The organism is Bradyrhizobium sp. 137, from assembly GCF_023074095.1.
GTDB lineage: Bacteria > Pseudomonadota > Alphaproteobacteria > Rhizobiales > Xanthobacteraceae > Bradyrhizobium.
The window spans coordinates 1-15,461 of record NZ_JADPKU010000075.1; the positions used below are offsets into that span (position 1 = coordinate 1).

The 15,461-nt window shown below is 61.8% G+C and carries 12 protein-coding genes and 3 pseudogenes; 14 read left to right on the top strand and 1 reads right to left on the bottom strand.

What is annotated here, in order from left to right; genetic code table 11:
* Positions 1–148 precede the first annotated feature (148 nt).
* Positions 149–648: pseudogene (locus tag IVA78_RS23105) on the bottom strand (transposase); the annotation flags it as partial.
* Between the two features lie 717 nt (positions 649–1,365).
* Here IVA78_RS23105 and nifD point away from each other — a divergent pair.
* The 14 genes and pseudogenes from nifD to IVA78_RS23175 all read left to right on the top strand — a co-directional run bounded on the left by nifD (position 1,366) and on the right by IVA78_RS23175 (position 15,331).
* A complete protein-coding gene (nifD, locus tag IVA78_RS23110; RefSeq protein WP_247279036.1) occupies positions 1,366–2,868 on the top strand; it encodes a nitrogenase molybdenum-iron protein alpha chain in 1,503 nt (500 codons plus the stop codon).
* An 80-nt stretch (positions 2,869–2,948) separates the two neighbouring features.
* Entirely contained in the window at positions 2,949–4,508 is a 1,560-nt protein-coding gene (nifK, locus tag IVA78_RS23115) for a nitrogenase molybdenum-iron protein subunit beta (RefSeq protein ID WP_247279069.1), read from the top strand.
* Between the two features lie 119 nt (positions 4,509–4,627).
* Positions 4,628–6,271: a nitrogenase iron-molybdenum cofactor biosynthesis protein NifE gene (gene nifE / locus IVA78_RS23120; protein ID WP_247459022.1), complete on the top strand. Its 1,644-nt coding sequence runs from the start codon at positions 4,628–4,630 to the stop codon at positions 6,269–6,271.
* Positions 6,272–6,280: 9 nt separating this feature from the next.
* On the top strand, positions 6,281–7,663 hold the full coding sequence (nifN, locus tag IVA78_RS23125) for a nitrogenase iron-molybdenum cofactor biosynthesis protein NifN (RefSeq protein ID WP_247459006.1): 1,383 nt from the start codon (positions 6,281–6,283) through the stop codon (positions 7,661–7,663).
* A gap of 22 nt (positions 7,664–7,685) precedes the next feature.
* Positions 7,686–8,081: a nitrogen fixation protein NifX gene (nifX, locus tag IVA78_RS23130; RefSeq protein WP_247459005.1), complete on the top strand. Its 396-nt coding sequence runs from the start codon at positions 7,686–7,688 to the stop codon at positions 8,079–8,081.
* A gap of 10 nt (positions 8,082–8,091) precedes the next feature.
* Entirely contained in the window at positions 8,092–8,562 is a 471-nt protein-coding gene (locus IVA78_RS23135; protein ID WP_247468124.1) for a NifX-associated nitrogen fixation protein, read from the top strand.
* Positions 8,563–8,569: 7 nt separating this feature from the next.
* On the top strand, positions 8,570–8,770 hold the full coding sequence (locus tag IVA78_RS23140; protein ID WP_247437403.1) for a CCE_0567 family metalloprotein: 201 nt from the start codon (positions 8,570–8,572) through the stop codon (positions 8,768–8,770).
* 13 nt (positions 8,771–8,783) lie between these two features.
* Complete coding sequence (gene fdxB / locus IVA78_RS23145; RefSeq protein ID WP_247279041.1) at positions 8,784–9,068, top strand: ferredoxin III, nif-specific; 285 nt, start codon at positions 8,784–8,786, stop codon at positions 9,066–9,068.
* A gap of 1,109 nt (positions 9,069–10,177) precedes the next feature.
* A pseudogene (locus IVA78_RS23150) lies at positions 10,178–10,345 on the top strand (cytochrome); the annotation flags it as partial.
* A gap of 94 nt (positions 10,346–10,439) precedes the next feature.
* Positions 10,440–11,729, top strand: a complete 1,290-nt coding sequence (locus IVA78_RS23155) for a cytochrome P450 (protein ID WP_247279042.1) — start codon at positions 10,440–10,442, stop codon at positions 11,727–11,729.
* Position 11,730: 1 nt separating this feature from the next.
* Positions 11,731–12,039, top strand: a complete 309-nt coding sequence (locus IVA78_RS23160) for a ferredoxin (RefSeq protein ID WP_247279043.1) — start codon at positions 11,731–11,733, stop codon at positions 12,037–12,039.
* Positions 12,026–12,841: pseudogene (locus tag IVA78_RS23165) on the top strand (SDR family oxidoreductase). Before IVA78_RS23160 ends, IVA78_RS23165 begins: the two are co-directional and overlap by 14 nt.
* Positions 12,841–14,184: a cytochrome P450 gene (locus IVA78_RS23170; protein WP_247279044.1), complete on the top strand. Its 1,344-nt coding sequence runs from the start codon at positions 12,841–12,843 to the stop codon at positions 14,182–14,184. The pseudogene IVA78_RS23165 and the gene IVA78_RS23170 overlap by 1 nt, the downstream one beginning before the upstream one ends.
* A 148-nt stretch (positions 14,185–14,332) precedes the next feature.
* Complete coding sequence (locus IVA78_RS23175) at positions 14,333–15,331, top strand: polyprenyl synthetase family protein (protein ID WP_247279071.1); 999 nt, start codon at positions 14,333–14,335, stop codon at positions 15,329–15,331.
* Positions 15,332–15,461: the final 130 nt, after the last annotated feature.

Consider the following 15,461-nt stretch of genomic DNA (forward strand, 5'->3'; position numbering starts at 1 on the left):
CGCCAAGTGCGCCGACCGTCGCCGTCGATCACACAAATTTCCGTCTCCTTTTGCGATACGTCCAAACCAACATAAAGGGTCATCACATGCTCCTCGTTTGCACTGAGGAGAACATTCTGCCTCAGCTTCGCGCGTGCGATTAGGCCATGTGGTTGATCAGATACCCCTCCCGCTTGAGCAGAACATGCAGCCGCTGGTAACAGAAGCGGCGGCGTTCCTGGGCAATCGCCCTCATGCGCTGACGAAGGCTGGCATCGTCAGCCAAGGTCGTCCGATATCTCATGGTCATGCGGCAGCAGCCGATGGCTTTACACGCCCGCCGTTCGCTCATTCCGTGGGCATCCACCAGATGAGCGACAGCTTTCCGTTTCCCAGCGGGCGTCACCACTTCTTTCCCAAGAGGTCCTTCAGCGCCGCATTGTCCAGCATGGCGTCGGCCAGGAGCCGCTTCAGCTTCGTGTTCTCGTCCTCCAGCACTCTCAGCCGCTTGGCCTCGGAGACGTCCATCCCGCCGAACTTGGCCTTCCATTTGTAGATGCTGGCGTCGCTGACACCGTGCTTGCGGCACAGATCGGCCACCGAAACCCCGGCCTCGTGCTCCTTCAAGATCCCGATGATCTGCTCTTCCGTAAAACGATTGCGCTTCATGCTCTGGTCCTCGTCTTGGGCCAGAGCAAACTTCACACTGGATTAAGCCTGTGGGGCAAGGTCACGTGCGCTGAACTCTCTCGAACCGATCGTGTTTGCGATCGCTCGATGGGTGCGCCAAGCAAAGCTGCCGCACCGGAGTGACGTCGGCGCGCGGGGAAGACTTTAGCCATCTCGCTGGCGGAGAGCGCAAGTGATTGTTTTGTTTCAGACAGGGCTTTAGCGGGTAAGCCTGTCGGTGCCACGCAGGGTCAGTTTTATAACAATTCGCATCCTATCAGCTATCTAGCTCTACAGACGTGGGTTTTTGTATTCAACCAGCACTGGCACACTCGTTGCAGACCCCTGCGCAACAGGCGGCTGTCAGCCCTTTGCACGACATGCAGACGGGCAGGCCGCCCCTGATGGCACGCGAGCGAGTAAAGAAGCCGATATGACCAATCGCTGGAGGGCAGGCATGACATCACCGAGACGCGTCTTGGTCAGCGATTCCGTCGACAAATCAACAGCGTCACACATGGTGCTCGCAAGCGCTTAGCCGAGATGAGCTGCAACATCCTGATCGGCCGCTGGATCCGGAAGCCCGCGAAGTTGCGTTCGGTAGGACCGGCCAGGGAGATTTGCACGCTTTACACCGCAACGCCGGATCGGAAATCCGTCGATCTACCGGAAAAGCGTCGCTTCTTCATTTGAGACGACAATGGAAAGGAAATTTGTATGAGCCGATCAACTACCGAAAGCGTCGCAGAGATCAAGGCGCGCAACAAGCAGCTAATTGATGAGGTGTTGAAGGTCTACCCAGAGAAGACCGCCAAAAGGCGCGCCAAGCATCTGAGTGTTCACGAGGCGGGAAAGTCGGATTGTGGCGTCAAATCCAATATCAAGTCCATTCCGGGCGTAATGACCATCCGCGGCTGCGCCTACGCGGGCTCCAAGGGCGTGGTCTGGGGGCCGATCAAGGACATGATCCACATTAGCCACGGTCCGGTCGGCTGTGGTCAGTACTCATGGGGCTCGCGGCGCAACTACTACGTCGGCACGACCGGCATCGACACGTTCGTGACACTGCAGTTCACTTCCGATTTCCAGGAAAAGGATATCGTGTTCGGCGGAGATAAAAAGGTCACCAAACTCATCGACGAGCTGCAGGAGCTGTTTCCTCTCAACAGGGGCATTACCATTCAGTCCGAATGTCCAATTGGTTTGATCGGTGACGATATCGAGGCAGTCTCCAGAGAAAAGTCAAAGCAATATGGCGGCAAAACCATCGTGCCTGTGCGGTGCGAGGGTTTTCGTGGAGTGTCACAATCGCTCGGCCATCACATCGCGAACGACGCCGTTCGAGATTGGATCTTCGACAAGAGCGCCCCAGAAGCCAGCTCTAAATTTGAGCCGACCCCATATGACGTCGCCATCATCGGTGACTACAACATCGGCGGCGACGCCTGGTCGTCACGGATCCTGCTCGAAGAAATGGGCCTGCGCGTCATCGCCCAGTGGTCCGGGGATGGATCTCTCGCTGAATTGGAGGCGACGCCGAAAGCGAAGCTCAACATATTGCATTGCTATCGCTCGATGAACTACATCTCACGGCACATGGAGGAAAAATTTGGGATTCCCTGGTGCGAGTACAACTTCTTCGGGCCTTCCAAAATCGCGGAGTCGCTGCGCAAAATTGCAAGCTTCTTCGATGATAAGATCAAGGAGGGCGCCGAGCGCGTCATCGCGAAATATCAGCCGCTGGTCGATGCGGTGACCGCGAAATACCGGCCGCGGCTCGATGGCAAGACCGTAATGCTGTTCGTAGGCGGCCTACGTCCTCGCCACGTCATCGGCGCGTATGAGGACCTCGGCATGGATGTTGTCGGCACAGGCTATGAGTTCGGTCACAACGACGACTATCAGCGCACCGCCCAGCACTACGTCAAGGACGGCACGCTGATCTACGACGACGTCACCGGCTACGAATTCGAGCGCTTCGTAGAAAAGATCCGGCCCGACCTCGTCGGCTCCGGTATCAAGGAAAAATACGTCTTCCAAAAAATGGGCGTGCCGTTCCGCCAAATGCATTCCTGGGACTACTCGGGTCCTTACCACGGTTATGACGGCTTCGCGATCTTCGCCCGAGACATGGACATGGCAATCAACTCCCCGATCTGGGGGAAGACCAGCGCACCATGGAAGGACGCTCCGCGGCCGAGCCTCATGGCGGCGGAATAGGAAAGCCGACGCTCGGGCCCTTTCTTCCGCAGAGGAGGGAAGGGCAGGAGAACGAACACAAGAACCTGAAGAGTGCCATGATGACACAGAACGCCGAACACATCCTCGACCACTCTGAGCTTTTCCGGGGAGACGAATACCAGCAGATGCTGGCCAATAAGAAGGCGCTATTTGAGAATCCGCACGATCCCGCCGAAGTCGACCGTATCAGAGAATGGTCCAAGACGCCCGAATACCGCGAGAAGAACTTCGCCCGCGAGGCGCTAACTGTTAATCCGGCGAAGGCTTGCCAGCCGCTAGGTGCGGTGTTCGCCGCGCTCGGGTTCGAGCGCACACTGCCGTTCGTCCACGGCTCCCAGGGTTGCGTCGCGTATTATCGGAGCCATTTGTCGCGGCACTTCAAGGAGCCGACCTCGTGCGTCTCCTCGTCCATGACGGAAGACGCGGCTGTGTTCGGGGGGCTCAACAACCTGACCGACGGGCTTGCCAACAGCTACAACATGTACAAGCCGAAGATGATCGCGGTCGCCACGACCTGCATGGCGGAAGTCATTGGCGACGACCTCAACGCCTTCATCAAAACATCGAAGGAAAAAGGTTCAGTCCCCGCGGACTACGACGTACCATTCGCTCACACTCCTGCATTCGTCGGTAGCCACATTACGGGCTACGACAACACGCTCAAGGGCATCCTCGAGCATTTCTGGGATGGCAAAGCCGGCACGGCGCCTAAACTCCAGCGCAAAGCGAACAACTGGATCAACTTCATCGGTGGCTTCGATGGCTACACTGTCGGAAACATCCGTGAGATCAAGCGCATCTTCGAGCTGATGGGGATCGGCTACACGATCCTCGCGGATAACAGCGATGTGTTCGATACCCCCACCGACGGCGAGTTCCGCATGTATGATGGCGGCACCACACTAAAGGATGCCGCGAACGCAGTCCATGCGAAGGCAACCATTTCCATGCAGCAATATTGTACGGAGAAGACGTTGCCCTTCATCAAGGGGCACGACCAGGAGGTCGTCGCCTTCAATCACCCGCTGGGTGTCAGCGCCACGGACGATTTCCTGATGACGCTGTCGCGTATCACCAACAAGGCAATTCCCAATGCGCTGGAGCGGGAGCGCGGGCGTCTGGTAGACGCAATGGCTGATTCTAGCGCGCATGTTCACGGCAAGAAGTTCGCGATCTACGGCGATCCCGACCTCTGCTATGGCCTGGCCGCATTCTTGCTGGAGCTTGGCGCTGAGCCGACGCACGTGCTCTCGACCAACGGAAGTAAGGCCTGGGAGCAGAAGATGCAGGCGCTGTTCGCGAGCTCGCCGTTCGGTAAAAACTGCCGCGCCTTCCCGGGCAAGGATCTCTGGCACATGCGTTCGCTCCTGTTCACAGAACCAGTCGATTTCCTGATCGGTAACACCTATGGCAAGTATCTCGAGCGTGACACTGGAACGCCGCTAATCCGCATCGGGTTTCCCATCTTCGATCGCCATCATCACCATCGTTATCCAGTGTGGGGCTATCAGGGTAGCATGAATGTGCTGGTCAAGATTCTCGACAAGATCTTTGATGAGATCGATCGAAAAACCAGCTCAGTTGGCAAGACAGACTACAGCTTCGACATCATACGTTGAGGCGAGCGCCCCGCCTCATTGTCCGCAGGAACAGCGGCGCTGTGGCGGGGATCCCGGGTTATCCGCCGGACCATCCTCTTGGTCTGTGCGAATGTCTTGACATCCCCGAAAGAGACGCCATGACTTCGCTTCCCACGACCATACAGGACGTCTTTAACGAACCGGGCTGCGCCAGGAACGCGAGCAAGTCGAACGTCGAGCGCAAGAATGGATGCACCAAGCAGCTGAAGCCGGGCGGCGTCGCCGGTGGGTGTGCCTTCGATGGCGCCAAAGTCGCACTGCAGCCCTTCACCGATGTTGCCCATCTTGTGCATGGTCCAATCGCCTGTGAGGGCAATTCCTGGGACAATCGCGGTTCCGCCTCCTCCGGCTCCGATCTGTGGCGCAGAAGCTTCACCACAGATATGAGCGAGACCGACATCGTGTTCGGCGGCGAGAAGCGGTTGTACAGGGCAGTCAAGGAGATCACAGAGAAATACGACCCGCAGGCCATCTTCGTCTACCAGACATGCGTGCCCGCAATGATCGGTGACGACATCGATATGGTCTGCAAGGCGGCCTCCGCCAAATTTGGCAAACCGGTCATTCCCATCAATGCACCGGGATTTGTGGGGTCGAAGAACCTTGGCAACAAGCTCGCGGGCGAAGCACTGCTGGAGCACGTCATCGGTACCGGAGAGCCCGATTACACCACTGCGTATGACATCAACATCATCGGCGAATACAACCTGTCCGGCGAACTCTGGCAGATCAAGCCGCTGCTCGATGAGCTCGGAATCCGGGTCCTGTCGTGCATCTCGGGGGACGGCAAGTATCGCGAGGTCGCTTATTCGCACCGAGCCAAAGCCGCGATGATGGTCTGCTCAAAGGCAATGATAAACGTCGCACGCAAGATGAGGCAGCGCTACGGCATCCCGTTTTTTGAAGGCTCGTTCTACGGTATTGAGGATTCCAGCGATTCACTGCGCCAGATCGCGCGCATGCTGATCGAACGCGGCGCGCCGGCTGAGCTGATGGAGCGCACGCAAGCCCTGATCGCACGCGAAGAGACCAAAGCCTGGGCTGCGATTGAACGTTTCAAACCACGCTTTGCCGCCAAGAGGGTTGTTCTCATCACCGGTGGCGTGAAATCCTGGTCGATGGTGGCCGCTTTGCAAGAGGCCGGGCTCGAGATCGTCGGCACGTCCGTGAAGAAATCGACCAAGAAGGACAAGGAACGTATCAAGGAATTAATGGGCCAGGACGCCCACATGATCGAGGACATGTCGCCTCGCGAGATCTACAAGATGCTGAAGGACGCAAAAGCCGACATCATGCTCTCCGGCGGCAAGTCGCAATTCGTCGCACTAAAGGCGGCGATGCCGTGGCTCGATATCAACCAGGAGCGCTGCCACGCCTACATGGGGTATATCGGGATTGTCAATCTCATGGAGGAGATCGAGAAAGCGCTCTACAATCCGATATGGGATCAGCTCCGCCAACCCGCGCCATGGGATGAGTTCGACCGGAAGCGTCAGGCAAGGACAGTTGCGCAGATGTATGCGCAAGCCGCTGATCCAGTTCGGGACGCGAGCAAGAACGGCGTCAATACGATAAGTTCCTCCAATGAAGGTGAGGCCGGCGGTGGTGAGAGCGCGATTGAGGCGCATGGCCCGAATCTCGCCAAGCCCGCCAGGCCGTGCACCAATTCCACCGCACGGTGCGTTGCTTGTAAGGACATTCGTTCCGATCTGCAGCCCCCGGCACTGCAGGCGGCGGAGTAGGGGAACGACATGGCGATCGTCACGACCTCGAAGAAAGCCTGTTCGGTCAATCCGCTCAAAATGAGCCAGCCGATCGGCGGCTCATTTGCCTTCCTGGGCCTGCGCGGCGCGATGCCGCTTTTGCACGGCCCGCAAGGTTGCACCTCCTTCGGGCTGACGCTGTTCGTGCGCCATTTCAATGAAGCCGTGCCGATGCAGACGACCGCCATGAGCGAGGTTGCCACCGTGCTCGGTGGCCACGAGAATCTCGAACAGGCGATCCTCAACATCTACAATCGGGTCGAGCCCGAGATCATTGGCATCAATTCGACTGGCGTCACCGAGACCAACGGCGATGACGTCGAAGCCTTCATCCGGTTGATCCGACAGAAGCATCCGAAGCTCGAAAAGCTCCCCCTTGTCTACGTCTCGACCCCGGATTTCAAGGATGCCTTTCAGGATGGCTGGGGCAAGACAGTGGCGCGGATGATCGAGGTGCTTGTGGCTCCGGTCGACACAGCGAGACCGCGCGATATCTCCCGCGTCAACGTACTACCTGGTTGTCACCTCACGCCCGGCGATCTCGACGAGCTTCGCACGATTTTTGAGGATTTTGGGCTCAAGCCCTCGTTCCTGCCGGACGTTGCCGGTTCGCTGGACGGTCACATCCCCGACGAATTCACGCCCACCACGATCGGGGGCATTGGAGTGGACGAGATTGCGACCATGGGGCAGGTGGCCTGGACGATCGCGATCGGCGCACAAATGCGCCGTGCGGCCGAGGCCATGCAGGTGCGGACAGGCACGCCGTTCCGCCTGTTCGAGCGGCTCTGTGGCCTTGTCCCAAATGACGAATTCATCGCCTTCCTGAGCCAGATCAGCGGCCGGTCGGTGCCCTGGAAATATCGCCGGCAGCGTGGACAGCTGGCAGACGCCATGCTGGATGCACATTTCCATATCGGCGGCCGCAAGCTCGCGATCGGCGCCGAGCCGGACTTGTTATTCGATCTCTCCAGCTTGCTCCACGAAATGGGCGCACAGGTAAGTGCTGCGGTGACGACGACGAACTCACCGGTGCTCCAGCGGGTCAGGACCGAGGACGTCCTGATCGGCGATCTGGAGGATCTTGAAGAGCTTGCCAGGTCGCGTGACTGCGACCTCTTGATGTCGCATTCACATGGCCGCCAGGCCGCTTCGCGACTCAATGTCCCGTTCTTCCGGGTCGGCTTTCCGATGTTCGATCGCGTTGGCGCTGCGCACCTCACGATCGCTGGCTATCGCGGCACGCGCGATCTGATCTTTGACATCGCCAATCTGATCATCACCGACCGCGAAGCCAACCATGGGCCGACGCCCGACACCTGGCGATCAACCTGCGGCGGGCCGCAGGCCAATCCGCCCCAGTTGCATTGAGCAGGTAGAGAAAACAACCCGGATGAAAGTTGCATTCGCCACTCAGGACTTGAAGCACGTCGATGCCCACTTCGGCTGGGCCAAGAACATCGCGATCTACGAGGTCGACCCGGACGGGCATCGGTTTATTGGGGCGATCCAGTTCGACGGTGACCTCACCGAAGACGGCAATGAGGATAAGCTCGCGCCGAAGATCGAGGCGATCAGGGAGTGCGCAATCCTCTATGTTGCGGCGATTGGCGGCTCGGGTGCTGCGCGAGTCGTCGCCAGGAACATCCATCCCATGAAGGTGCTGCAGCCAGAGCCCATCCACGATCTTTGCGTCAAACTCGAAACCGTGCTGAAGGGGTCGCCGCCGCCCTGGCTGCGGAAGCTGCTCACCAAAAGCCGTGAACGTACGGTGGATTTCGAAGCCTGAAGGAACAAAGATGGCCGATCCGTCTGAAGTCACTCCAGCCGCCGCCGCGGCGGAGGGGCCATTTCTGAAAGAGCTCATCAAGATCTGGCGCGCCCAGGACACCCACGGCGCCTCGGAGGGCAAAACGGATCTCGAGCTGCTCGAACCCTACGTTCTCGACAAGCGCAAGCGCCGTGCGCTGCCGATCGTCGGCAATCCCGACCCGGACACGACATGGCGGCTGGAGCTGTTCTTCGACGCCGTTGCGCTCTCGATCGAGAAGGCGACCGGTGTGATGATCTCGCCAATGCTGAAGATGCATCACGAAGGGTTCGGTCGGATCGTGCTGATCGGCGGCCGGCTCGTTGTCGTGAGCAAGCACCTGCGCGACGTGCATCGCTTTGGTTTCGACCATCTCTCTGATCTCGCCAATCAAGGCGACAAATTCGTCAACAGTGGCGTTCAGATGATCCGTAAGTTCCCGGAAGTGGCGAGTTGTTGAGGCAAGTGTGAGCGACATCGAAATTCTGAAAGCGGAAATAAAGAAGCTGTCGGCCAAGGCGACTCAGGCCAAGATGGACCTCCACGACCTCTCCGAGGAGCTGCCGGTCAACTGGTCGTCGATCCTGAGCGTGGCCCAGAAGGCCCACGCTGCCTTCAGCGAGCTCGAAAGCAAACGCCAATATCTCCAGGCGCTGGACAAAACATAACGGACGGTTAGCCATGTCATTCAGGACCCGCGACGGTCGCAATTGGAGGCCGGACTACCTGGTTGCTATCGATCCCAAGAAGTGCATCGGCTGCGGCCGCTGCTACAAGATCTGCGGCCGTGAGGTCATGACGCTGAAGGGGCTAAGTGAGGGTGGCGAGATCATCGATCTCGACGAGGACGACGATGAGCTCGAAAAGAAGGTCATGGTGCTGAAGGACGAAGGCGCTTGCATCGGCTGCAGCGCCTGCGCCCGGGTGTGCCCAACAAACTGTCAGACCCACACACCACCTGGTTGACTTAGCTTTCTCCGACGAGATCGACGAGCCAGTTGTCAGATAGTAGCTGGTAGGGAACGCCCAGATCCTACCTGTTCTGGCGTGAAGCCGGCAGTTTCCGAATCGGCCGCGACCTCGCATGGGCCCCCGCGGCGAAGGCCGGCAGGATCGTGAAAACGACAACGCCGACACCGTCGTTGAAGAGTGACTCGCCCTGCATCTCGACCTTTCAGGTGCCTTTACATTTTGAGCGTATGACCGCCACCGCATCGGTCAGGCTGATGAGCGCGCCAAACACCAGCGCCCAGGACAGCGGCAGCGACTGACCAAGGAGACCAGCGGCCTGCCAGAATAGAAAGCCAACGATAAACGTCGACGTGATGGTGGCGAAGTGGCAAGCACGATTGCGGGTACGGCGCGGCTTACCAATGTTGCGAGATCGACGTGGAGCGCTCCCGCGAAGAGCTAGAATTCTAGCATCCCGTTCATGACGACCGACGTGAAGTCGATCTGGAGCACTGTCTTTGTTAGCGCTTCGAACAGATGCTGTTCTGGCAACGAACGCAGAGATCCCGCGTTTACCTGACGCTTCTAGCTCGATCGCAAGGCTCGCGAATAGTGATGACGAAACAGTGGATCAGCATACCGTAAACCCTGTGCAAAAAAGCGGGCTTCGTGCCCCAACCATTTATTGGGAACGGCGTGCGTGGATCTCATCATGGCTTGGCTGCAACAGCGGCGAGAGGCCGGATATACTAAGCAACTGGAATCGTCATTCAGGAGAACTGATAAAGAAGGTGTCGCCGGTCTGACGTCTGATGACTATCCGACACTGTCCTGTCGCCTTTGTTGGTCCGCGACACCGGCCTATTTCGCCGAGCTCTTGTCTGGCCTCAGGCTAATCCGCTGAAAAGCAATCACAATCTTTTCTTCTGCTGGGTCGGCCAAATTGGCACGAGTTTTGAAACCCTTCGTTGCGAGCTGGGAGCCGCCGACCGACCTTCATTTCGTGGATGACACCGCGATCGATGGAACGAAGAAAGAAAAGCAAAATGGCAAATCCGCATCAGATAGCATTCTATGGGAAGGGGGCCTCGGCGAAATCGCCCCCTAACAAACAGGCTCGCCGCCCGCACTACTGCATCGTCGTGGCGCTGGCCAGGCTTGAACTCAAGGTGGTGTTCGGTTCGATCTTCCCGCGCTTTCCCGCGCTGCGCCTGGCCGTGGCGCCCGAAGGAGCGAAGTTGCGCAAGGAGATCATCACTGGCGGGTTCGAGGGGTTCCCGGTGCTCTGGTGATGCTCGGACGCCGCCGGGAATCGCGATGTTCTCCGCAATTTGCCGGCGCGCCTGGCGCGCGCCGATCAGATCAGCCAGCCAACAGGTAACCAAGATGGACGTGCAAGAAACCACGGCAGCATGCCGGGACGCCTTCGCCGAACTGGCGTCGCCAGCGCGCATCCACGACCCGTATCCGTTTATGCACTGGTTGCGCGAGCACGATCCGGTGCATCGCGCGGCGTCGGGCCTCTTTCTGTTGAGCCGCCACGCCGACATCTATTGGGCGCTCACGGCCACGGGCGATGCGTTTCGGGCACCGGCGCCGGGCGAACTGGCGCGCCACTTCCCGCGTGCGGCGACCAGCCTATCACTCAATCTGCTGGCGTCTACACTAGCGATGAAGGACCAGCCGACGCATACGCGTCTGCGCCGGCTGATCTCGCCCGATTTCACCATGCGCCAGATCGACAACCTGCGGCCGAGCATCGCGCGCATCGTCGCAGCGCGCCTGGATGGCATGGCGCCCGCGCTGGAGCGCGGGGAGGCGGTGGACCTGCATCGGGAATTCGCGCTGGCCTTGCCCATGCTGGTCTTGGCCGAACTGTTCGGCATGCCCCAGGACGACATGTTCGGGCTCGCCGCCGTCATCGACCCCATTCTGAAAGGCCTGGGCCCGCACGCCAGCGACGCCCAGCTCGCCACGGCGGACGCGGCCAGCGCCAGGGTGCAGGCCTACTTCGGCGACCTCATACAGCGCAAGCGCACCGATCCCCGCCACGACATCGTGTCGATGCTGGTCGGCGCACACGACGACGATGCCGACACGCTGTCGGATGCGGAGTTGATCAGCATGCTTTGGGGCATGCTGCTGGGCGGCTTCGCAACCACTGCTGCGACCATCGACCATGCGGTCCTGGCGATGCTGGCGTATCCCGAACAGCGGCACTGGCTTCAGGGAGACGCCGTGGGGGTGAAGGCATTCGTCGAAGAAGTCCTGCGCCGCGACTCGCCCGTCATGTTCAGCGCCACTCTGCGTATCGCCCAGCGCGACATCGAATTGGGCGGCGTGGTGATCCCGAAGAACGCGGACGTGCGCGTGCTGATCGCGGCCGGCAATCGCGACCCGGACGCCTTCGCCGATCCCGACCGCTTTGATCCCGCGCGGTTCTACGGCACCAGTCCTGGCATGTCGACCGACGGGAAGATCATGCTGAGCTTCGGCCACGGCATCCGCTTTTGCCTCGGTGCGCAACTGGCCAGGGTGCAGTTGGCCGAGAGCCTGCCGCGGATCCAGGCGCGCTTCCCCACGCTGGCATTGGCCGAGCCGCCGACGCGGGAGACCTCCGAGTTCCTTAGGACGTTCCGCGCGCTGCCGGTGCGGCTGCATGCGCAGGGGGGCTGAGATGCGCATCTTGGTCGACCAGGATATGTGCGCAACCAGCGGGCAGTGCGTGCTGACGCTGCCGGGCACCTTTCGCCAACGCGAACCCGACGGCGTGGCCGAAGTGTGCGTGGCGACGGTCCCGCAGGCGCTGCACGCCGCCATGCGACTCGCGGCCAGCCAGTGCCCGGTCGCCGCCATTCGGGTCATCGAAAGCGACGCTGGTGATGACGAGCGCGCCAGCGTCGGCCCTGCGCCTTCTCCTGCGGGGGCCGAGCGGCATGCCGCGAAAGACCAACGCAATCCAGGAGGACACGATGGCACGGTTTGAAGGCAAGGTGGCCGTGGTGACCGGCGCCGGCGCCGTTGGCAAGGCATGCGCCCTCGCCATCGCACGCGAGGGCGGCAGAGTGGTAGTGGCCGACATTGATGGCTCGGCGGCCATCGCCTGCACCGCGCAGGTCGCGGCCGAAGCGGGCCACGCGCTGGCCCTGGCCATGGACATCGCCGATGCGCGCAGCGCTGCTCGAGACTGCGGAGCGGCACTTCGCTGGGGTCGACCTGCTGGTGGAGCGACATGCATCTGACCCCGCGCCACCGTGCGATCCTCGACCTGGACCTGGCGGTCTGGGATCAGAACATGGCGACCAATCTGCGCGCCATGCTGCTCTGCTGCCGGCAGGCCATATGCCCGCGGCGGTGGTGCGATCGTCAACATGTCGTCGTGCCAGGGGCTCAGCGGTGACACCGCGCAGACGTCCTACGCCGCGTCGAAGGCGGCGATGAAAATGCTGTCGGCCTCGCTCGCTACCCAGTACGGTCATGCGCAGATCCGCTGCAACGCGATTGCGCCGGGTCTCGTCATGACGGAGCGTCTCCTCGCCAAGCTGCACGAGTGCATGCAACGGCATCTGCGCCGGCACCAGCTCCTGCCGCGCGTCGGCTGCCCCGAGGGACGTGGCCGCGCTGATGGCATTCCTGCTCTACGACGATGCTGCGTTCATCACCGGCCAGGTCGTGTGCATCGACGGCGGCATGCCGGCGCATGTGCCGACGTACGCCGACGGTGGCAACAGCCGCGCCGCGCGGCCTGCCGGCACACCGCCGAAGCGGCCGCGGCGCCGCGCTGCTGATGGCCATGCTGCTCAACCCGCTGGACCGTCGGCACCGGCTGCGGCACGACATCCCGGTCGTGCCCGGCGCTTTCCCCCTGGTCGGGCATCTTCCCGCCATCGTCTGCGACCTGCCGCGCCTGCTGCGGCGCGCGGAACGGACGCTGGGCAGCCACTTCTGGCTGGATTTCGGCCCTGCCGGACACCTGATGACCTGCGTGGATCCGGATGCGTTCGCACTGCTCCGGCACAAGGACGTGTCCTCGGCGCTGATCGAAGAGATCGCGCCCGAATTGCTTGGCGGAACGTTGGTTACCCAGGACGGCGGCGCGCACCGGCAGGCGCGCGATGCGATCAAGGCGGCGTTCCTGCCCAAGGGGCTGACCCAGGCCGGCATCGGCGACCTGTTCGTGCCCGTCATCCGGGCACGGGTGCAGGCGTGGCGCGACCGCGGCGACGTAACCATCCTGCGCGAAACCGGCGACCTGATGCTCAAGCTCATCTTCAGCCTCATGGGAATCCCCGCGCAGGACCTGCCGGGATGGCATCGCAAGTACCGGCAAGTGGTGCAGTTGATCGTCGCGCCCCCAGTCGACCTGCCCGGACTGCCCTTGCGGCGCGGCCGCGCCGCCCGCGACTGGATCGACGCGCAGTTGCGCCAGTTCGTCCGCGACGTGCGCGCGCATGCCGCGCGCACGGGGTTGATCAACGAGATGGTGAGCGCTTTCGATCGCAGCGAAGATGCGCTCTCCGATGACGTCCTGGTCGCCAATATCCGCTTGCTGCTGCTTGCGGGTCACGACACCACTGCCTCGACGATGGCCTGGATGGTGATCGAGCTGGCGCGGCAGCCTGTGCTGTGGGACGCCCTGGTCGAGGAGGCGCAACGCGTGGGCGCGGTGCCGACCCGGCACGCGGACCTGGCGCAGTGTCCGGTCGCCGAGGCGCTGTTCCGCGAGACGCTGCGCGTGCATCCGACGGCCACGCTCCTGCCGCGTCGCGCGCTGCAGGAATTGCAACTCGGCCAACGGCGCATTCCCGCGGGCACCCATCTGTGCATCCCGCTGCTCCATTTCTCGACCTCGGCGCTGCTGCACGAGGCGCCTGATCAGTTCCGCCTGGCGCGGTGGCTGCAACGCACGGAGCCGATCCAGCCGGTGGACATGCTGCAGTTCGGTACCGGCCCACACGTCTGCATCGGCTACCACTTGGTATGGCTGGAACTGGTGCAGTTCTGCATCGCCTTGGCGCTGACCATGCACAAGGCCGGGGTGCGGCCGCGGTTGCTGAGCGGCGTCGAAAAAGGCCGGCGCTATTACCCGACCGCACATCCGTCCATGACAATCCGCATCGAATTCTCATGAGCTGGCATCGCATCCCCGTGTGGCGAGGCAGCGGCGCCGGCGACGCGCGGCATTGCTGCACTCGGCGCGTGCGCTCGGTGCGACGCCGGCAACACCGCGGCGGCTCGGCGCTCGCCGTGGCCGTGTCAGGTACAAGGACATGAACAACATGCAGACCGGTTCTACGCTACAGGACGACCGAACTGGCGTTTCCGCGCTCGGCGGATTGGGCGCGCAGGTGCGCGGCGCGTCCGGCAGGCTGCTGCCGGAGATCTGGATGCAGGACGGCGCAAAGCGGGTCGAACAGACGCTGGCGCGTCTTCTCTGCGCCGAAGACAACGGTGAGACCGAGCTGATGGCGGCGATGCGCTACGCCACCTTGAATGGCGGCAAGCGCACCCGCGCCTTGCTCTGTCTGGCTGCCGGCGCACTGGCTGACACGCCGGCGCACATGCTCGACAACGTCGGCGCCGCCCTCGAGATGATGCATGCCTGTACCCTGGTCCACGACGACCTGCCCGCGATGGACGACGACGTGCTTCGCCGCGGCCTCCCGACCGTGCACGTCAAGTTCGGCGAAGCCACTGCGATCCTGGTCGGCGATGCGCTGCAGGCGCACGCCTTCCTGACCCTGGCGAGCCTGGATGCGCCGGGCGACAACCGTATCGCGCTCGTGCGCGAACTGGCGCAGGCGGTGTCCGCCGAGGGTGCCGCAGGCGGGCAGGCCATGGATCTGTCGCTGGTCGGAAAGCACGTCGAGCTGGACAGGATCGTGGCGATGCACCGGATGAAGAGCGGAGCGCTAGTGCGCGCGTCCGTTCGCATGGGCGCGCTATGCGCGATCGCGGAGGATGCCGCGCACGCTGCGCTGTACTGTGCGCTCGATCGCTACACCGCCTGTTTCGGCCTGGCGTTGCAGGTGGTCGACGACATTCTCGACGCGACAGCTGATACCGCGACGCTGGGCAAGACCCCCGGCAAGGACGCGGCGGCGCAGAAGCCGACCTGCGCGTCGATCATGGGGCTGCAGGCAGCGCGCCAGTTCGCGCTGGATTTGTTGCGCGACGCCGGGGAGGCCATCGCTCCGCTGGGCCCTCGTGCGGAACGGTTGGCGCAGATGCTGCAGCGGGCCAACGCGTATCTGTTCAAGCACGCGCCATGCGCATGAGCGCGCCCGTCCGCATGGAGTCGCCCCTGCCGCTGCGATCGCCCGGCGGCAGCGGTGCATGCTGCACTGTGTCCGAGTCCGCGGCGCCGATCGCAGCGGTTGCCCAGCACGGCCGCGGCGCGCTGCGCGC